At 68.0% G+C, this 17,184-nt stretch carries 17 protein-coding genes and 1 riboswitch; of the genes, 5 read left to right on the forward strand and 12 right to left on the reverse strand.

Annotated features, from left to right (window positions below; translation table 11 throughout):
• Positions 1–3: 3 nt before the first annotated feature.
• The gene (locus QW881_RS20820; RefSeq protein WP_316159165.1) at positions 4–777 is read left to right on the forward strand and encodes a cobalt-precorrin-6A reductase; all 774 of its coding nucleotides are present in this window, start codon (positions 4–6) and stop codon (positions 775–777) included.
• Here QW881_RS20820 and cobJ read toward each other — a convergent pair.
• Genes cobJ through QW881_RS20860 form a run of 8 tightly spaced genes read right to left on the reverse strand, consistent with a single transcriptional unit; the run spans position 741 to position 9,676 of the window.
• Positions 741–1,508 (reverse strand): precorrin-3B C(17)-methyltransferase, encoded by a 768-nt coding sequence (gene cobJ / locus QW881_RS20825; protein ID WP_316159164.1) that lies wholly within the window; start codon positions 1,506–1,508, stop codon positions 741–743. The two genes, QW881_RS20820 and cobJ, sit on opposite strands and share 37 nt — an antisense overlap.
• On the reverse strand, positions 1,505–2,263 hold the full coding sequence (locus QW881_RS20830) for a precorrin-2 C(20)-methyltransferase (protein WP_316159163.1): 759 nt from the start codon (positions 2,261–2,263) through the stop codon (positions 1,505–1,507). Before QW881_RS20830 ends, cobJ begins: the two co-directional genes overlap by 4 nt.
• On the reverse strand, positions 2,260–2,892 hold the full coding sequence (locus tag QW881_RS20835; RefSeq protein WP_316159162.1) for a precorrin-8X methylmutase: 633 nt from the start codon (positions 2,890–2,892) through the stop codon (positions 2,260–2,262). The genes QW881_RS20830 and QW881_RS20835 overlap by 4 nt, the downstream gene beginning before the upstream one ends.
• A complete protein-coding gene (cobG, locus tag QW881_RS20840; RefSeq protein WP_316159161.1) occupies positions 2,885–4,159 on the reverse strand; it encodes a precorrin-3B synthase in 1,275 nt (424 codons plus the stop codon). Before cobG ends, QW881_RS20835 begins: the two co-directional genes overlap by 8 nt.
• On the reverse strand, positions 4,156–7,578 hold the full coding sequence (gene cobN / locus QW881_RS20845) for a cobaltochelatase subunit CobN (protein ID WP_316159160.1): 3,423 nt from the start codon (positions 7,576–7,578) through the stop codon (positions 4,156–4,158). Before cobN ends, cobG begins: the two co-directional genes overlap by 4 nt.
• Positions 7,579–7,587: 9 nt before the next feature.
• Positions 7,588–8,625: a cobalamin biosynthesis protein CobW gene (cobW, locus tag QW881_RS20850; RefSeq protein WP_315756416.1), complete on the reverse strand. Its 1,038-nt coding sequence runs from the start codon at positions 8,623–8,625 to the stop codon at positions 7,588–7,590.
• Positions 8,626–8,644: 19 nt separating this feature from the next.
• Positions 8,645–9,040: a DUF1636 domain-containing protein gene (locus QW881_RS20855; RefSeq protein WP_315756417.1), complete on the reverse strand. Its 396-nt coding sequence runs from the start codon at positions 9,038–9,040 to the stop codon at positions 8,645–8,647.
• A gap of 3 nt (positions 9,041–9,043) precedes the next feature.
• Positions 9,044–9,676, reverse strand: a complete 633-nt coding sequence (locus QW881_RS20860; protein WP_315756418.1) for a HupE/UreJ family protein — start codon at positions 9,674–9,676, stop codon at positions 9,044–9,046.
• Between the two features lie 118 nt (positions 9,677–9,794).
• Positions 9,795–9,988: riboswitch (cobalamin riboswitch) on the reverse strand.
• 35 nt (positions 9,989–10,023) lie between these two features.
• Between QW881_RS20860 and cobU the strand changes: the two genes are divergently transcribed.
• From cobU to QW881_RS20875, 3 genes are read left to right on the forward strand one after another with little or no spacing between them, the layout of a single operon-like run.
• Entirely contained in the window at positions 10,024–10,560 is a 537-nt protein-coding gene (cobU, locus tag QW881_RS20865; RefSeq protein WP_315756419.1) for a bifunctional adenosylcobinamide kinase/adenosylcobinamide-phosphate guanylyltransferase, read from the forward strand.
• A gap of 16 nt (positions 10,561–10,576) precedes the next feature.
• Positions 10,577–11,185 carry a cob(I)yrinic acid a,c-diamide adenosyltransferase gene (gene cobO, locus QW881_RS20870; RefSeq protein WP_315756420.1) on the forward strand — a complete coding sequence of 203 codons (609 nt, stop codon included), beginning with the start codon at positions 10,577–10,579 and terminating at the stop codon, positions 11,183–11,185.
• A gap of 4 nt (positions 11,186–11,189) precedes the next feature.
• A complete protein-coding gene (locus QW881_RS20875) occupies positions 11,190–12,683 on the forward strand; it encodes a cobyric acid synthase (protein ID WP_315756421.1) in 1,494 nt (497 codons plus the stop codon).
• On the opposite strand, the gene cbiB is transcribed toward QW881_RS20875, so the two are convergent.
• Positions 12,670–13,641 (reverse strand): adenosylcobinamide-phosphate synthase CbiB, encoded by a 972-nt coding sequence (gene cbiB, locus QW881_RS20880; protein WP_315756422.1) that lies wholly within the window; start codon positions 13,639–13,641, stop codon positions 12,670–12,672. The two genes, QW881_RS20875 and cbiB, sit on opposite strands and share 14 nt — an antisense overlap.
• A gap of 37 nt (positions 13,642–13,678) precedes the next feature.
• Between cbiB and cobD the strand changes: the two genes are divergently transcribed.
• Positions 13,679–14,710, forward strand: a complete 1,032-nt coding sequence (cobD, locus tag QW881_RS20885; protein WP_315756423.1) for a threonine-phosphate decarboxylase CobD — start codon at positions 13,679–13,681, stop codon at positions 14,708–14,710.
• Here the strand turns inward: cobD and QW881_RS20890 are convergent.
• Genes QW881_RS20890 through cobT form a run of 3 tightly spaced genes read right to left on the reverse strand, consistent with a single transcriptional unit; the run spans position 14,707 to position 17,071 of the window.
• Positions 14,707–15,426: an adenosylcobinamide-GDP ribazoletransferase gene (locus QW881_RS20890; protein ID WP_315756424.1), complete on the reverse strand. Its 720-nt coding sequence runs from the start codon at positions 15,424–15,426 to the stop codon at positions 14,707–14,709. The genes cobD and QW881_RS20890 overlap by 4 nt on opposite strands.
• Complete coding sequence (locus QW881_RS20895) at positions 15,423–16,016, reverse strand: histidine phosphatase family protein (protein WP_315756425.1); 594 nt, start codon at positions 16,014–16,016, stop codon at positions 15,423–15,425. Before QW881_RS20895 ends, QW881_RS20890 begins: the two co-directional genes overlap by 4 nt.
• The gene (cobT, locus tag QW881_RS20900; RefSeq protein ID WP_315756574.1) at positions 16,016–17,071 is read right to left on the reverse strand and encodes a nicotinate-nucleotide--dimethylbenzimidazole phosphoribosyltransferase; all 1,056 of its coding nucleotides are present in this window, start codon (positions 17,069–17,071) and stop codon (positions 16,016–16,018) included. Before cobT ends, QW881_RS20895 begins: the two co-directional genes overlap by 1 nt.
• Positions 17,072–17,184: the final 113 nt, after the last annotated feature.

The raw sequence follows: 17,184 nt of genomic DNA on the forward strand, positions 1-17,184 counted from the left end.
CGCATGCGTATCCTCATTCTCGGCGGGACGACCGAGGCTTCGGAGCTGGCGAAGCTGCTCGCCGGCGACGACCGGTTCGCAGCGACGCTCTCGCTCGCCGGCCGCACCGCTTCGCCCAAACCGCAGCCGCTGCCGACGCGCATCGGCGGCTTTGGCGGCATCGCCGGACTGGAAGCCTGGCTGCGGGATCATGCGATCGACGCCGTCATCGATGCCACGCATCCCTACGCCGACCAGATCTCGCGCCATGCCGTCGCAGCCTGTCATGCGCTGTCGGTGCCGCTGGCGTCGATCCGGCGCGCGGCATGGCAACGCCAGGCCGGCGATCGCTGGATCGAGGTCGACAGTGCCGACGACGCGGCTCCGGCGCTCGGAGCCGATCCGGTGCGTGTGTTCCTCAGCCTTGGTCGCCTGGAGCTCGCAGCCTTCGGGGCAGCCCCGCAGCATCACTATGTCGCCCGAACCATCGATCCGCCTGGCGACGTCCTGCTGCCCCCCGACATTCGCTTCGTCCATGATCGGGGGCCGTTCGACGAGCCGACAGAGGAAGCCTTTCTGATCCAGGAGCGCATCGCCTTCGTGGTGTCGAAAAACTCCGGCGGAGCCGCGACCTATCCGAAGATCGCAGCCGCGCGACGGCTCGCGATTCCGGTGGTGATGATCACCCGCCCCGAGAAGCCGCATGGCGTCGCGCTGGACGGCGCGCGGGCCGCGTTGCTGTGGCTGGAGGCGCAGCTCGCTCATGCGCCGCCCTCGACTTCACGACGCAGCGTATAGGCGAAGGGCGGCTTGCCCCCGCGCGCGATCAGGCGCGTGGCCGTCGATCCGATCAGCACGAGCGTGCGCATGTCCGCCCTGTCGGGATCCACCTCGCCCAGCGTGGTGATGATCTGTCTGACATCACCACTGCCCGCGGCCCGCACCAGGATGACGATGGTCGAAGCCGGCTTGATCTGCCGTAGCAGCGCGAACGCCTCCCCCAGCTGATGCGGGCGCGCCTTGGACAGCGGATTATAGAGCGCGATGACGAAATCGGCTGCAGCGGCCGCCTCCAGGCGGCGGCGGATGGTCGTCCAGCTCTTGAGATTGTCAGACAGCGAGATCGCACAGAAGTCGCCACCGAGCGGCGCCCCGACCTCAGCCGCGGCTGCCAGCATAGCCGTGACACCAGGCTCGACGCGGATGTCGAGGTCGCGCCAGGCTGCCGGTCCCGCCTCGACCGCTTCGAACACCGCTGCGGCCATCGCGAACACGCCGGGATCACCGCCCGACACCACCGCGACCTGCTTGCCGTCGCAGGCGAGCCCGAGTGCGTGGCGGGCGCGGTCGAGCTCGACGCGATTGTCGCTGGCGTGCCGGATCTGGCCCGGACTCGTCGTGGTCACTCTGTCGAGATACGGTCCATAACCGATCAGATCGGTCGCGCGAGCGATGGCGGCCGAGGCGGCCGGCGTGATCAGTTCGGCTCGCCCCGGGCCGACGCCGACAATGGTCAGCGTGCCCGTCATAGCCGCCGCCCCTGTCCGGGGATCAGGATCATCGAGAAATAGGGGCCGCGCTCCAGCTCCACCTCGGCCAGGGGCGCGACACGCTGCGCTTCCATCGTGCCGCGCTCGACATAGAGCGCACGATCGAGCAAGCCGGCGCTGATGATCGCACGCTTCACCTTGGTGAGGTTGCGCCCGACCTTCATGATGACGGCGGCCTCACAACGCGTCAGCCGGTCATGCAGGACGTCCTCGCCCAGCGTGCCCGGCAAAACGGAGAGGACGTCGTCGCCCCAGGTGATCGGAACATTGGCCTTGGTCCAGCAGCCGGACATGCCGGTGACGCCCGGGACGACCTCGACCGGATGATCGCGCTCGAGCCGCCGCCACATATGCATGAACGAGCCGTAGAAGAACGGGTCGCCTTCGGACAGCAGACCGACCGATCGCCCCGCCGCCAGATGCACGGTGATGCTGTCCGACGCACGTCGGTAGAAGTCGGCGATCTGGGACTGATAGGACAGGTCGGCAACGGGCAATTCTTCCGTGACCGGATATTCGAGCCGCAGCTCGTGGCGGCCCGATTCCATCAACGGGGCGACGATCCGCCGCGCATTGCCTTCCATGCCGCGCTTGGCAAAGAACGCCACCACGTCGACGGATCGAACCAGACCAGCGGCGCGCAAGGTCAGATAGCGAACGTCGCCCGGACCGACGCCGATGCCGTACAGCGTACCCGGATCGGCCGAGCCCGCGATGGTGTCGAGCAGGCTCATTCGACGTCGCTCGCGATCGCATTCACCGCCGCAACCGCCATGGCGCTGCCGCCCTTGCGGCCCTTGACGACCAGATACGGTACCCGACCATCGGCCGCGAGCGCCTCCTTGGACTCGCGGGCTCCCACGAACCCCACAGCCGTTCCGATCACCGCCGCCGGTCGCGGCGCGCCCTGATCGAGCATGTCGAGCAGATGAAACAACGACGTCGGCGCATTGCCGATCGCCACCAGGGCGCCGCTGAGATGCGGCCGCCACAGCTCCAGCGCTGCCGCGGATCGGGTCGTGCCGAGCTGCGCGGCGAGCGCCGGCACCTCCGGAGCATCGAGCGTGCAGATGATCTCGTTTTTCGCCGGCAACCGCGCCCGCGTGATCCCCTGCGCCACCATCTTGGCATCGCACAGGATTGGCGCGCCACGATCGAGCGCCGCCCGCGCTTCGGCGGCGAAGTGTTCGGACATGGCGATGTCGGAGGTGATCTCGACCATGCCGCAGGCATGGATGATGCGCACGGCGATCTTCTCTTCCAGTCCGTGGAAGCGCGACAGATCGGCCTCGGCGCGGATGGTCGCGAACGAACGGCGATAGATCTCCGCCCCGTCCTTGATGTAGTCGCGCAGCTCAGACATCGGCCTTTTCTTTCGTTTCGAACAGCCCGTCGACGTCGGTCTCAGTGGGATCGAGCATGCCGCAGGATTCGCTCTTCACCGTGCCGTTGCGGACGATGTGATAACCTTCACCCTCGCCGACCAGCACGACGTCCGCGGCTGCCGAGCGTGCGCAGCCCTTGGCGCAGCCGGAGACGTGCAACGTGCCATTGAATCCGGTCCGGGCCATCGCATCCGCGAGCACGCGGGCATGCTGTCGCGTCGCCAGTCCGGTCGATGGACAGCAGCCGGCGCCCGAGCAGGCGTCGATGCGCATCAATGGATCGGCATCGTCGACGACCAGGCCGAGCCGGGCTGTATCCGCCACCAGTTGCTCCGCGGTCACGGCGCCCGCGGCGACATACAGCGCGCGCCATGGCGACAAGCGGACCTCGGCGACATCGTGTGCCGCAAGCATGGCCGCGAGCCGCGCCAGCGTGCCGCTATCAATGCGGCCGAACGGCACGCCGAGACCGACGGCGCAGGTTTGATCCGTCAGAGCGATGACGCCGCAACGTCGCTGCGAAATGGTTGCTGACGCCGTCGCGATGGCGTTTGAAACATCGAGGCCCAGTTCGGCGCGGATGGCAGCGCTCGCTTGCGGCTGCAACGTCGCGGAACGTCGCGTCGGGCTGTGTTGCAACACCAGCCGCGCGAGGTGAACGGCCGTCGACGCCGCGTCGGTCACGGCTGCCGTTCCCAGCCACACATAGTCGTTCGAACCGGCAATGCCGACGGCGATCCGCCTTGCCTCAGTACCACCACAGCCGACGAGACGAACATCCGCGGCGAGCCCGGTCAGCGGCAGCCTGCCGCCGCCATCCAGCGCAAAGCCGAACTTGGGCGGCAGAGCATGGAGCGCCTGATCCGAGGCCAGCAGCGTCTCCAACTCGGCGGCGACGGGACGCATGTCGACCCATTCGGCCGGGTCGAGTCCTGCCAGCGGATTGACGACGATGTTGCGGATGGCCTCGAGCTCGGCGCTGTCATCGAGCAGTCCGAGCGATGCCATCAGCTCCCACAGCGGCACAAGCGTCTCGGACGATACGCCGCGAATCTGCAGATTGGCACGGCGCGTGAGGTCGATCTGGCCATTGCCGTAGCGCTGAGCGGCCTCGGCAAGCTCACGCAGCGCCGACACCGGCAACGCGCCCCCATGCGGCCGGACACGAACGATAAGCCCGTCGCCGCTCGGCATCGGACGCCGCGCGCCCGGGCACCAGCCCTTGATCTCGACCAAGGCGGTCATGACGCGCTCTCCGCTTGCGTCAGGCGCGTGCGGGCATGCGCAAGCTCATCGGCGACCGCATTCCGGCGCGGCACCCATAGCTGCCGGCGTAGCGCATCCTCAAATCGCGAGACGATCGCGGCGACCGCCGCCGGATTGCGCGCGACCATGTTGTCCAACACAGCCTCGTCACGCAGCAGCGCCCCGTGCGCCAGATCGAACAGGTGCTCGGCGACGGCGTCAGAGGTGGCGGCAAAGGCATAGAGCGCGTCGACGCCCTGCGCGATCTCGGCGACGCCGCGATAGCCATGCGCGAGCATTCCCGCAATCCAGCGCGGATTGGTGAGACGGCCGCGCACCACGCGGGCAATCTCCTCGCTGAAGCTCCGCGCCGCCGGCGCCTCCGGACGGCTGGTGTCGAGATGCAGCAGTACGGGCGACGCGCCGAGCGACGCTGCAGCGGCTGCGAAGCCTCCGGCAAAGTCGGCGACCTCCTCGCCATCGAGCAGGTCGCGCTCACGATCGTCCTGCGGATGCACGAGGGCGTCGGCGCTGCGGACGCGGGCGCGGAACGTGTCGGAAGCAGACGCGCCGTCATGCGTCCCGCCAAAGCTATAAGCGGCGCTCTCGAGATACGCCTCGCCGAGCTGCGACCGGCTCGTCCAGTCCATTCCGAGCGCAAGGTCGGCGGCAACGGCACCGTAGCTGCCAGGCGCCCCGCCGAACACGCGCGCGAGGCTCTCGCCGCGCCGCCGCGCCGCGGCCAGCGGATTGTCGGCATCATCCTCGTCGAGAGACGCCACTTTCTGCACGGCGAGATCGAACAGCGCGATCTGCGCTTCGAACAGGTCGCGAAACAGCCCCGAGATCCGCAGCGTCGCATCGATGCGCGGGCGGTCGAGCATCGCCAACGGCAGTACGTCGACGCCGGTGACACGATTGGAGTTCAGGTCCCAGCGCGGCCGCACGCCCAGATAAGCCAAGGCCTGGGCCAGATCGTCACCGCCGGTGCGCAGCGATGCGGACGCCCAGAGATCAAGCATGAGCGCGCGCGGGTAGTCGCCATGATCCTGCAAATAGCGCCGGATCACCTCGTCAGCCGCGCGTACGCCGACCACAGCGGCGGTCCGGGTCGGGATCGCACGCGGGTCGATCGCGGTGAGATTGCGCCCCGTGGGCAACACGTCGAGCCGGCCGCGGCTCGGCGCGCCGGCGGGACCGGCAGCGACGCGGCGACCGTCGAGTGCCGCGAGCAACGCGCTGCGTTCGGCTGCAGCGCTCGCGGCGATCCGTGCGGCGATGTCGGCGCGATCGACCGTCGCGGCCGCCGGCCCCATGGCCGCCGTGATCGCATCCGCAAGCAGGCCGGTCGCCGCCGTGTCGGGCGCTTCCCCGAACACATGCAGGCGGTCGCGCACCGCGAGCTCCTTGATGTCGCAGAGCTGCGCATCGAGCTGTGCGATCGCCTCGCGTCCGGTCATTGCGCGGTCGAGCCCGCAATCGGCGGCCAGGCCGCTCTGCCAGGCCCGCGCGACAATCTCGTCCTCCAGGAGTCCGAGCCGGCGCTTGTCGAGGCCATCCGCCTCGGCATATTCCTCGACCAGCGCCTCCAGCTCCAGCAAGGGTCCGTGCAGACCGGCCTGCGACAGCGGCGGCGTCAGATGCCCGAGCGTCAGCGCCGACAATCGCCGCTTGGCCTGCATCGCTTCGCCGGGATTGTTGACGATGAAGGGATAGATCACCGGCAGCGGGCCCAGCACGGCCTCCGGCCAGCACGCATTTGAGAGCGCCAGCGCCTTGCCAGGCAGCCATTCCAGCGTGCCATGCGCACCGAGATGAATCAGCGCATCGATCCGCTCGGCCTCACGCAGATGCGCATAGAGCGCGACATAGGCGTGCCGCGGAGGCACGCTCGTGTCATGGTAGCCGGACTTGCGATCGGCGCGATTGCCACGATCCGGCTGTAGCAGGATCGAGAGTTTTCCGGCGTGCAGCACCGAAAAACGAAAGGCGCCATCTCGAACCGCCGGGTCGGCTTCCGCCTCTCCCCAATTGTCATGCAAGGCACGCTGCAGATCGTCCGGCAACAGCGCCAGAGCACACCGATAGGCCGCGAGCGGCACCACGAGCTCATCTGCCTCGTCCCGCAGCAGCGCGTCGACATCTTCGGCGGTCGGAGCTGCGCGGCCGATATCGTACCCCGCCTCCGCCAACTGCCGCGCAATGGCGGCAGCGCTTCCGCTGGTGTCGAGACCGACAGCGTAGCCGCGGCGCCCGCCGCGCGCCGGATAGTCGGAGAGCAGCAGCGCCACGCGCCGCTCGCTTGCCGGCAGCGCCCGCAGCCGCGCCCATCGCGCCGCGAGCCGAGCGACGTAAGCGATGCGGTCGTGTCGGGGCACATAGCGCATCGTGCCGAACTGCAGACGCTCATCCGCGGGCGTTTCGCCCTTGAACGCAATCGGGCGTGCCAACAGCCGGCCGTCGAGCTCCGGCAGAACGACATTCATGGCCAGATCCGTCGGCGACAGTCCGCGCGCCGACGAGGCCCAGGCCTCTTCCGTGCTCTGCGCCTGGATGATTTGCAGAACTGGTGCATCGGCCACGTCGAGCACCGTGGCGCCGTCGTCGCGCAGCGCCGAGAACGCGGTGGCGTTCAAAATGATCGCAGGACGCCGGCGCTGGACGAGTCGCGCCAGTGCATCCCCGATGTTGGGATCCTTCAGGCTGGTCACCGCGACCGCGACTGCCGCCAGCCCTTCACCTTCGAGCGCCCGCATCAGCTCCGCGATCCCCGCCGTATCGGCGGCGAGCAGGCCCGCACGGTAGAACACGATCAACGCGGTGGGCCGCGCATCATTGTGGCCGCAGAGATCATCGATGCCGACGGCTCCGCGATCGGGCATGAAGCCGACGATCGAACCGATCGCGACCGGCTCCGCAAAATGCGCGTCGCGCCCGAGCAGCGTCGCGAGATAGCGCAGGGCCTCGCGCGCATTGCCGACGCCGCCCTCGTGCAGATAGCCGTAGAGACGCGAGGTCGCGTCCTTCGGCAGGGTCGAGAGCGCATCGAGCCTCTCGTCGGCGCGATCGTCACCCGGCAGTGCCGCAAACGGGATGTTGCGGCTGCGGCAGACCGATGCGATGCGCTCCAGCCCGTAGCGCCAATAGTCGAGCCCGCCGAGACAGCGCACGACGACGGCGCGCGCGCCCAGCACGACGCGGTCGACATAGAGATCGACCGACATCGGATGCTTCAGCCGTTTCAAGCTGGCGAGGCGCAGGCTCAGCAGCTCATCCGACGACGCGGTCCAGGCCTCGGCCAGCGCCGAGAGGTCGGTGTCCGAGAACGACAGCACGACGATCTCGGCCGGCGACTGTGCAAGATCCACGGCCTGTTCGAGGTCGTCGAGATCCGCGCCCGTTGTCGCCAGCAGGTGCATCGGTGACGCCTATCCTGTGATCAGGCTCTGGATGGCAGCGGCATCGAGGCCGCGCTCGCCGATGATCACCAGCCGCCCCTGCCGCGATTCGCCCGAGCGCCACGGGCGCTCGAACTGATGCTGGATGCGGCTGCCAACGGCCTGCACCAGGAGGCGCAGCGGCTTGCCGGCGACTTCCACGAACCCTTTCACCCGCAACACATCATGCGCGTCGACGGCGGCCGCGATGCGGTCGACGAGCGCATCGGGCGAAGCCTGCGCCGGAACGTCGAGCACGAAACTCTCGAAATCGTCGTGATCGTGCTCGGCCTCGTTGTCGTGATGTGACGGTCGGGCCGCGAGATCGTCCTCCGCTGCGGCACCGAGCCCGAGCAGAATTGAAGCCGACAGCCTGCCGTGCTCCGTCGCGATCACCTTGACGGCACGCTGCACCTTCGCCGCGATCTCGGCCGCGACATCCTTGCGCTGCTCCTCGCTCATCAGGTCGCTCTTGTTCATCACGACGAGATCGGCGCACAGCAGCTGATCCTCGTAGACCTCCTCCAGCGGGTTGTCGTGATCGAGCGAAGCATCACTGGCGCGCTGCGCGGCGAGCGCCTCGGGATCATCGGCGAAGCGTCCCGCGACCACCGCCGGACCATCGACGACCGCAACGACGCCGTCGACGGTGACGCGCGTCGCGATCTCGGGCCAATTGAAGGCCTGCACCAGCGGCTTCGGCAGCGCCAGCCCCGAGGTCTCGATCACGATATGCTCCGGCGGCTCCTTCTGATCCAGCAGGCTCCTGAGCGCGGGCACGAAATCATCGGCAACGGTGCAGCACAGGCAGCCGTTCGACAGCTCGACGATGCGATCCTCCGGACAATCCGGCACGCCGCAACCCTTCAGGATGTCGCCGTCGATGCCGACATCGCCGAACTCGTTGACGATGATGGCGAGCCGGCGACCGTTCGCGGTCTCGATCAGGTTGCGCACCAGCGTGGTCTTGCCGGCGCCGAGGAAACCGGTGACGATGGTGCAAGGCGTCTTGGCGAACGACTTCGTCATGGCGATACGATCTCTCGTTTCAGCGTGGTGCTGACAGCGCGGGAACGCGCGCAACGGTGTTCTTGCGGATGTATTCGGGACGCTCGCGCCAGGCCGGCAGGCCGGCGTCATGGCGCTGATGCAGCTGGGCGAATGTCAGCACATCCTGAACATGCAGATCCGGATCGAGCGCGCCGAGCACATAGGTCCATTTGCCCGGCGCCGTCACTGCAACCGTGCACGCACGATTGCAGTTGGACAGGCACTCGACGCCGACCACGGCGACACCGGCGCGCTGCGCGGTCGGCAACGTCTCGATCGCGGCGAGCAAACGGGCTCCGGCCCGCGGCTGATCAGGCGGCGTAGGTTCCGTCCCCTGCGAACGGCAGGTGACGCAGACGAACAGCGTCGTCTCACCAGTCTCTGATGCGGTCATCAATCAGCCGATCACGCCGGCCGCCGTCGCCGCGGCGACGCCCCCCACCAGCACGATGGCAGCGCCCGCGAGCCGCAGCGCCAGCGGCGCAGCCGCTTTGGCCTTCGCCGACAGCAGCCTGGTGCCGAGGAACGCGCCGGCGGCGATGAGGGTCTGGATCACGAGCAGGCCGGCGAGATAGGCCCCGAGCGGGGTGTTCTCTGCCCCGACGATCGATTCACCCAGCGCATAGCCGTGGACGAGGCCGGTCACAGCGAACAGGCCGGCGACGGGCAGCACGCCGAAACCGCCACGCATCACCACCACCAGACCGACCACGGCGGTGGTCAGGCCGACCAGCAGCTCGGCAGCCGGGATGTTGGCCTTGGCCACATGAAGACCGACGCCCGCGATCATCGCGGTGGTGAAGGCGAGCACCGGCGCGAAGCCGCGGCCCAGAAATGCTGCGACGATGCCCGCACCGACGATGGCGGCCAGATGGTCGATTCCGATCACAGGATGGCCGAGGCCGGACAGCAGGCCCTGCGCAAACGTCTGCGGCAGCTTGCCCCCCATCATGTGATGCGCGAAGGCGGGATCGGCGGCGAGCAGCACCAGGCTCGCGGCTGCAAAGGTCGTGGTACGGGTCAACTTCATGGCCGTCTCCGTCGCTTGCCGGCTCCCCAGAGGACCGGACGATGCGCTGCATCCGACGGCATCCCACCCATCCCGGCGGGATCAGAACCAGCATCGCGACTCCCCGCGCGACGGGTCGGCCAACAGCAATGTCGACGGCAGGTCTCCTGGCTCTCGGGTCACCGCGTGAAGCCACCTTCCCGGTTTCCCAGTGGTGTCTTGGCCTCACACTCGCCGATTACAGTTGCGGGGGCAGCCACGGCCTTGGGTCAAGAACCCGCACCGTGTTCCCTAAATCTCTCCTTTCGGAGAACCGTCATCTGTTAGATACGGGTCGCGCCAAAGCCCGTCAATCGGAATCGTCCCCCATGGTCCCCGCCCGCCCGCATCCCGCCCTGCCGCGCCTGACCCTGGTGCTCGGCGGCGCGCGTTCCGGCAAGAGCCGTCATGCCGAGGCGCTCGTGACCGCCTTTCCCGCACCTTGGACCTATGTTGCGACCGCGCAGGCGTTCGACGATGAGATGAAGGACCGAATCGCGCAGCACAAGGCGCGCCGCACCGAGGGATGGCAGACGTTGGAGACCACACATGATCTTGCAGGCCTGGTCCGTGCACGGGCAAATTCGAGCGTGCCGATGCTGATCGATTGCCTGACGCTGTGGCTCAGCAATGTGATGTTCGCCGACATGGACGTGGCGGCAAGATCAGCCGAGTTGATCGACGCGCTCAGGAACGCGCATGGCCCGATCGTGGCCGTGTCCAACGAAGTTGGACTTGGCATCGTGCCGGACAACGCGCTCGCGCGCGCCTTTCGCGATGCCCAGGGGCGACTGAACCAGGACGTCGCGGCCGTGGCCGATCGCGTGATCCTGATGGCGGCGGGACTGCCGCTGACGTTGAAGTGACTAGGAGAAAATGTCGATGACCGGAAGCGCCGACGATTCACGCCACAAAGCGAAGATGGAGAACCGCAAAGCGGTGCAGGATGCTGAGGTCGCCTCCAAGACCGTGGAGAAGGGCCTGCTGATCGTTCACACCGGCAAGGGCAAGGGCAAATCGACGGCGGCGTGGGGCTTGATGCTGCGCGCACTCGGTCGCGGTTTTCGCATCGGCGTCGTGCAGTTCGGCAAGGGCGCGTGGGAAACCGGCGAGCGCAAGGCGATCGAGAAGTTCGGCGATCAGGTGTCGTGGCACACGCTCGGGGAAGGCTTTACGTGGGAGACGCAGGATCGGGCGCGCGACGTCGCCGCGGCGGAGCGCGCCTGGGCGAAGGCAAAGGAGCTGATGGCGGATCCGTCGATCCGGTTGCTCGTCCTCGATGAGCTCAACATCGCGCTGCGCTATGATCACCTTGATATCGCAGACGTCGTCGCCACGCTGGCAGGGCGCCGTCCCGATCTGCACGTCGTCGTCACCGGGCGCAACGCCAAGCCGGAGCTGATCGAGGCCGCCGATCTCGTCACCGAGATGAACCTCGTGAAGCATCACTTCGCAGCCGGCGTGAAGGCGCAGGAAGGCATCGAGTACTAGGCTCATGAGCGCGCGCGCCATCATGTTCCAGGGCACCGGTTCCGACGTCGGCAAATCGCTGATCGTCGCGGGGCTCGCGCGCGCGCTGACATTGCGCGGCCTCAAGGTGGCGCCGTTCAAGCCGCAGAACATGTCGAACAACGCCGCCGTCACCGCTGATGGCGGCGAGATCGGCCGTGCCCAGGCGCTGCAGGCGCGCGCGGCGCGGCGGCCGATGACGGTGCACATGAACCCGGTGCTGCTGAAACCGCAGAGCGAGATCGGCTCGCAGGTCGTGGTCCAGGGTCGCGTCATCGGCAACGCCAAGGCATCCGCCTATCAGGCGATGAAGCCGCAACTGATGGCGGCCGTGCTCGACAGCTTCCATCACCTCGCAGCGGATGCCGACATCGTGCTGGTCGAAGGCGCAGGCTCCGCCTCCGAGATCAACCTGCGCGCGGGCGACATCGCCAACATGGGCTTTGCGCAAGCGACGCAGATTCCGGTGGTGCTGATCGGCGATATCGATCGGGGCGGCGTGATTGCAAGCGTGGTCGGCACCAAGACTGTGATCCCGCCGGACGATGCCGCGCGCGTGGCAGGTTTCCTCGTCAACAAGTTTCGCGGCGATCCGGCCTTGTTTGCGTCGGGCATGAACGAGATTGCGCAGCGGACGGGCTGGACATCGCTCGGGCTCATTCCGCATTTTCCGGATGCGCGCCGCCTGCCAGCGGAGGACGCGCTTGGCCTGGCTGAACGCGGATCATCGGGAGGACAACGGCCGAAGGTCGTCATCCTCGCCTACCCGCGCATTTCCAATTTCGACGAGTTCGATCCGTTGCGGCTGGAAGATGGAATCGATCTGCAGTTTTTGCGGCCAGGCACGCCGATCCCCGGCGACGCATCGATGGTGATCCTGCCGGGCTCGAAGGCGACGATCGCCGATCTCGCCGCCCTGCGTGGCGCCGGCTGGGACATCGATCTTATCGCGCATCTGCGCCGCGGCGGTCGCGTGCTCGGCATCTGCGGCGGATATCAGATGCTGGGGCACGTGATCAGCGATCCCGACGGACACGAGGGAGCACCTGGTTCCGTCGCGGGACTTGGCCTGCTCGACGTCGAAACGACATTGACCGATGACAAGGCGTTGCGCGAGGTCCAGGGCACGCTGACGGAAGATCAGCTGTCGTTCCGCGGTTACGAGATGCATATCGGCCGCACTGACGGACCGGCGACACAGAGCCCCTTCCTGACCTTCTCCGACGGCCGTCGCGATGGCGCCATCGCAGCGAATGGCCTGGTTACCGGCTGCTACGTGCATGGCCTGTTCGCCGATGATGGCCTGCGCGCCCATTGGCTGCGCGGCCTCGGCGCGACGACGAGCGGCTTATCCTATGAGACCGATGTGGACACGACGTTGGATGCACTCGCGGCGCATCTCGAGCGCTACGTCGACGTGGACCGAATCCTCGCATTGGCGAGCAAGCCCGCGCCGGCCGTGGCGGCTACAGGATCCTGACCAGGACGAATCCTGCGACGACCAGGACCTGAACCAGACAGGCCAGCCGATAAAGCCGCAAGGCGCTCCGGATGTCGGAGGCGTTGAGATCGGCGCGCCCGTCGCCCATCCAGGCATCGGTGACGAGATGACCGTGATAGACGCGCGGCCCCGCCAGGCGCAGTCCGAGCGCACCGGCCATCGCCGCTTCCGGCCAGCCGGCGTTGGGCGAACGGTGCTTCGACGCATCACGTGCAACAGCTCGCACCGCGGCCGAAGCCGAGGCGCTCGGGATGCAGGCCGCAGCGGCTGCGATCCACAGCGCGGACAGGCGCGAGGCCGGCAAGTTGACGAGATCGTCGAGCCGCGCCGCCGCCCAGCCGAACGCGCGGTGCCGGTCCGAGAGATGACCGATCATGCTGTCCGCGGTGTTGAGAGCCTTGTAGATCAGGATACCTGGAAGACCACCGACGACGAGCCAGAACACAGGTGCGACGACGCCATCGGAGAAGTTTTCTGCCAGGCTCTCGATCGCGGCCCGCGCAACGCCGGCTTCATCCAGCCGATCGGGATCGCGGCCGACGATCATCGAGACGGCTCTGCGGCCGCCCTCGAGCCCCTCCTGCTCCAGTCCCTCTGCAACCGCGGCGACATGCGTGTCGAGACTGCGCTGGGCCAGCAGGCTGCTTGCCGCCACACCAAGGATGATGGTTGCGGCCGGCTCGCCGACGAGCGCCTGCATCACCCATGCTGCGGCGAGGCCGATGGTCATCATGCCGGCCACGAGCAGACAGACGAGCCCGACGCCGCGCGCTCGTCGCGCGGCAAAGCCGTCTGCTGCCCCGTTCCAGCGGCGGTCCGCCCATGCTATCAGCGCACCCATCCACATCACGGGATGGCCGATCCGCCGCACCAGGACCTGGGGATAACCGACCGCCGCCTCGACGAGCAGCGCCGTGAGCGCGAGAGAGACGAACATCGATCTCCGCTGAAGGAAAGACATGTAAAGGAAAGAGATGGACGACAGAGCGACTAGCATGCGCGCGGACCAGCCGGAAGCGATCCTTCACGGCGGCGATCTCGCTGCGATCAGCCGTCGCTATCCGGATGCGCCACAGCCGTGGATCGATCTGTCGACCGGCATCAATCCCGTAGCCTACCCGGTGCCGACCATCCCGCCCGCAAGTTGGGCGCGCTTGCCGGCCCAAGCCGAAGACGACGCGCTGTGTGCAGCGGCTGCTGCGCGCTATGGCGTGGCGGGGCCCGAAATGATCGTTGCCGCGCCCGGCACGCAGGCGCTGTTGCAGATCCTGCCGCAGCTGCGCCCACGCTCGAGGGTTGCCGTGCTCGCCCCGACCTACGAGGAGCATGCGCTGTGCTGGCGCCGCTGTGGGCATCGCGTCGGTCTGGTCGATGATGTCGATGCGCTCGCCGATGCTGATGTTGCCATCGTCGTGAATCCCAACAATCCCACCGGCCGCCTGCTGCCCCGCGATGTGCTGGTCGGATTGGCCGCGACCTTGCGCCGGCGCGACGGCCTGCTGATCGTCGACGAAGCATTCGTAGATCTCCATGCCGCCGATGCCAGCCTCGCAGCCGACCTGCCGCCGGCGACGATCGTGCTGCGCTCGTTCGGCAAGGCCTACGGCCTTGCCGGCGTCCGCCTCGGTTTCGCGATCGGCTCCGCAGACGTCGTCCGCCGACTCCGCGACGAGCTCGGGCCTTGGGCCGTATCCGGACCTGCGCTCGCGATCGGAACGACGGCCTTGGCCGACGCTGCGTGGCTGGAGCAGACACGTGCGCGGCTGGCGAACGACTGTCAGCGCATCGACGATCTTCTGAGCAAGGCCGGCTGCGCGGTCATCGGCGGCACGCCGCTGTTCAGGCTGATCACATCGCCGAACGCGCCTGACATCGCCGAGCGGCTCGCCCGGCACGGCATCCACGTCCGACGCTTTCCGGCTCAGCCGAGCTGGCTGCGCTTCGGCCTGCCGGGCAATGCGTCCGAGTGGCACCGGCTGGCGCCGGCGCTCGGCGATGCCTTCTAACCGAGCACGCAGGCGGCAAGCAGCAGCGTTTCCGTGACCTCGATGCTGGCGCCATGGCAATCGCCGGTGATGCCGCCGAGCCGCCATTGCCAGTAGAACGCGACCGCCGGAACGAGACCAATCGCGATCAGCGTCGGCACCGCGCCGGCCAGCGCGCCGATCGCGAGTGCGCCGCCCCAGGCGACGATGACGTTCCAGCCGACGCTGTTCGAGATGCTCGCCCCCAGCCCCGGCTTCAACGACAGCAGGGTCTTATTGCAGATCAAAGTCCCCCAGCGTGCCCAGGCCGGGATCAGCACCAGCGCCCAGGCCGTCGGGCCCGTCGCCAGCTCGGCGATCAGCACCAGCTTGGCGGCGATCTGCAAGCTGATCGCGACGACGGCAAAGCTGCCGGCATGGGGATCGCCCAGCACGGCGATGAAGCGTTCCGGCTTGCCATGCGAGGCGCCGAACGCATCGGCGACGTCGCCGAGCCCGTCGAGATGCAGCGCGCCGGTGATCCAGATCCAGGCGACCAGCACGGCCAGCGCAACGATCCACGGATCAGCGCCGTGGAGCAGCCGGGCGACCACCGCCAGACAGGCTCCGACCGTCAGCCCGGCTGCCGGAAACCAGCCCGATGCCCGCGCCAGGTCGTCCGGTCGTGACTCCGCGACGTGCGGTGTCGGCAGCCGTGTCAGGAATTGCAATGCGATCCAGAATTCACGAAGCATCATGGCTGGATGATCTCGACGATTTCGCCCCAAGGTACACCATCATTGCCCTGCCCCGCTTCGAGCGTGATCCGCGTGCCGGGCCGGATGCGCAGGCTCCACAGCTGGCGCAGCGGCCATCCGAGTAGCTGCGAGAGCGCTGCGCGCATGGCGCCGCCATGGGTCACCACGAGAACCGGCACAGGCTCGGGCCGGACAAGGATACGACGTGTTGCGCGCGCCACTCGCGCCTGCAAATCGGTCCAGCTCTCACCGTCCGGCGCCCGGACCTCAGCATCGGCATGGAAGGTGTCGAGCAAGGCTTCGCCTCCGGGCTCGGCAGCGATGTCGCGATGCGTCCGCCCGTCCCACAGGCCGAAATCGACCTCGCTCCAATCCACGTCGATGTCCAGCGCGCAGCCGGTCAGCCGGGCATAATCCTCCGCTGCCGCACGTGCGCGCGCCAACGGCGAGCTGACGACGCTGTGCCAGATCCGGCTTTGCGTCTGCCGCCGGAATTGATCCCAGCCGGGTTCGCTGAGCGGTGGGTCGGTGCGGCCGTCGAGATAGCCGTCCCGTCCTGTCGTCCCGTGCCGCAGCAGATCGATCCGCATCAGGACTTGGCTCCCGAGACGGCGGCCTCCGCAAAGGTGGCCATGCCCCCGTGGAGCGCACAGGCCAGCCGGATGATCGGCAGCGCAGTGGCGGCGCCCGAGGCCTCGCCAAGCCGCAGATCGAGGTCGATCAGCGGACGGGCACCGAGCGCGTCGAGCACGATGGCGTGGCCGCGCTCGGCCGAGCGATGCGAGAACAGCAGCCACGGACGGCAGGAGGGATTGAGGCGGACGGCGACCAGCGCCGCGACAGAGACGATGAAGCCGTCGACCAGCACCGGCCAGCGCCGCTGCGCGGCGGCGACGATCGCGCCGGCCATCGCAATGATCTCGAAACCGCCGACGGCGGCCAGGACGTCCGCGACGGCCGCTCCCGTCGTGAGCCCGTGTCGCCCCAACGCATCGGCAATCACCGCAGCCTTCCTGGCCCGTCCGTCGGCGTCGAGCCCAGTGCCGCTGCCGACGATGTCCGCGGGCGCGCATAACAGCAGCGCGGCGGCAATCGCTGCCGCCGATGTCGTGTTGCCGATCCCCATCTCGCCGAAGATCACGAGTTGCGGCGCGTGATCGGCCTGCCGCACCACCGCGCGCCGTCCGGCTTCGGCCGCGAACGCAACCTCCTCCAGCGTCAGCGCCGCCTCGGTGCTGAAGTCGCGCGTGCCGCGCCGCGGCTTGTCGACGATCACGCCGGGCACCGGCTCGCTCGCCAGCGTGCCGACGTCGACCACCTCCAGCGGACAGCCGAGGCTGCGCGACAGCACCGAAATCGCCGCACCGCCGCCGGCGAAGTTGTGGAGCATCTGCACCGTCACTTCAGGCGGATACGCCGACACGCCCCGTGCCGCGATGCCGTGGTCCCCCGCGAACAGCACCACCGGCACCCGGTCGGCCCCTGGACGTTCCGACGCCTGCAGCGCGGCCAAATCGACCGCCACCTGCTCCAATCGCCCAAGGGCGCCAAACGGCTTGGTCAACTGGGCCTGGCGTTCCAGCGCGGCCTGCCGATGGAGCTCGGACGGGGCCACACAATCAAGGCTGATCCATTCGGGAAGCACCACGGATCCTTTCAGCGTCACTCGGGTTCGGGACGATTGCCACTGCGAGGCGGCCGAGACAAGCTCCGTGAGGCGCCCTATTGTCATCGAACCGTCATCGAACGTGACGACAG

It is taken from the genome of Bradyrhizobium sp. SZCCHNS3016 (genome assembly GCF_032484535.1).
Classification (GTDB): domain Bacteria; phylum Pseudomonadota; class Alphaproteobacteria; order Rhizobiales; family Xanthobacteraceae; genus Bradyrhizobium.

Coding starts and splice junctions, on each gene's coding strand:
- QW881_RS20830 (WP_316159163.1), bottom strand. CDS start 2,263: ATGAGCCTGCTCGACACCATCGCGGGCTCGGCCGATCCGGGTACGCTG.
- cobN (WP_316159160.1), bottom strand. CDS start 7,578: ATGCACCTGCTGGCGACAACGGGCGCGGATCTCGACGACCTCGAACAG.
- QW881_RS20855 (WP_315756417.1), bottom strand. CDS start 9,040: ATGACCGCATCAGAGACTGGTGAGACGACGCTGTTCGTCTGCGTCACC.
- cbiB (WP_315756422.1), bottom strand. CDS start 13,641: ATGTTCGTCTCTCTCGCGCTCACGGCGCTGCTCGTCGAGGCGGCGGTC.
- cobU (WP_315756419.1), top strand. CDS start 10,024: ATGGTCCCCGCCCGCCCGCATCCCGCCCTGCCGCGCCTGACCCTGGTG.
- cobD (WP_315756423.1), top strand. CDS start 13,679: ATGGACGACAGAGCGACTAGCATGCGCGCGGACCAGCCGGAAGCGATC.
- cobO (WP_315756420.1), top strand. CDS start 10,577: ATGACCGGAAGCGCCGACGATTCACGCCACAAAGCGAAGATGGAGAAC.
- QW881_RS20835 (WP_316159162.1), bottom strand. CDS start 2,892: ATGTCTGAGCTGCGCGACTACATCAAGGACGGGGCGGAGATCTATCGC.
- QW881_RS20875 (WP_315756421.1), top strand. CDS start 11,190: ATGAGCGCGCGCGCCATCATGTTCCAGGGCACCGGTTCCGACGTCGGC.
- cobG (WP_316159161.1), bottom strand. CDS start 4,159: ATGACCGCCTTGGTCGAGATCAAGGGCTGGTGCCCGGGCGCGCGGCGT.
- QW881_RS20890 (WP_315756424.1), bottom strand. CDS start 15,426: ATGATGCTTCGTGAATTCTGGATCGCATTGCAATTCCTGACACGGCTG.
- QW881_RS20820 (WP_316159165.1), top strand. CDS start 4: ATGCGTATCCTCATTCTCGGCGGGACGACCGAGGCTTCGGAGCTGGCG.
- cobW (WP_315756416.1), bottom strand. CDS start 8,625: ATGACGAAGTCGTTCGCCAAGACGCCTTGCACCATCGTCACCGGTTTC.
- QW881_RS20860 (WP_315756418.1), bottom strand. CDS start 9,676: ATGAAGTTGACCCGTACCACGACCTTTGCAGCCGCGAGCCTGGTGCTG.
- QW881_RS20895 (WP_315756425.1), bottom strand. CDS start 16,016: ATGCGGATCGATCTGCTGCGGCACGGGACGACAGGACGGGACGGCTAT.
- cobJ (WP_316159164.1), bottom strand. CDS start 1,508: ATGACGGGCACGCTGACCATTGTCGGCGTCGGCCCGGGGCGAGCCGAA.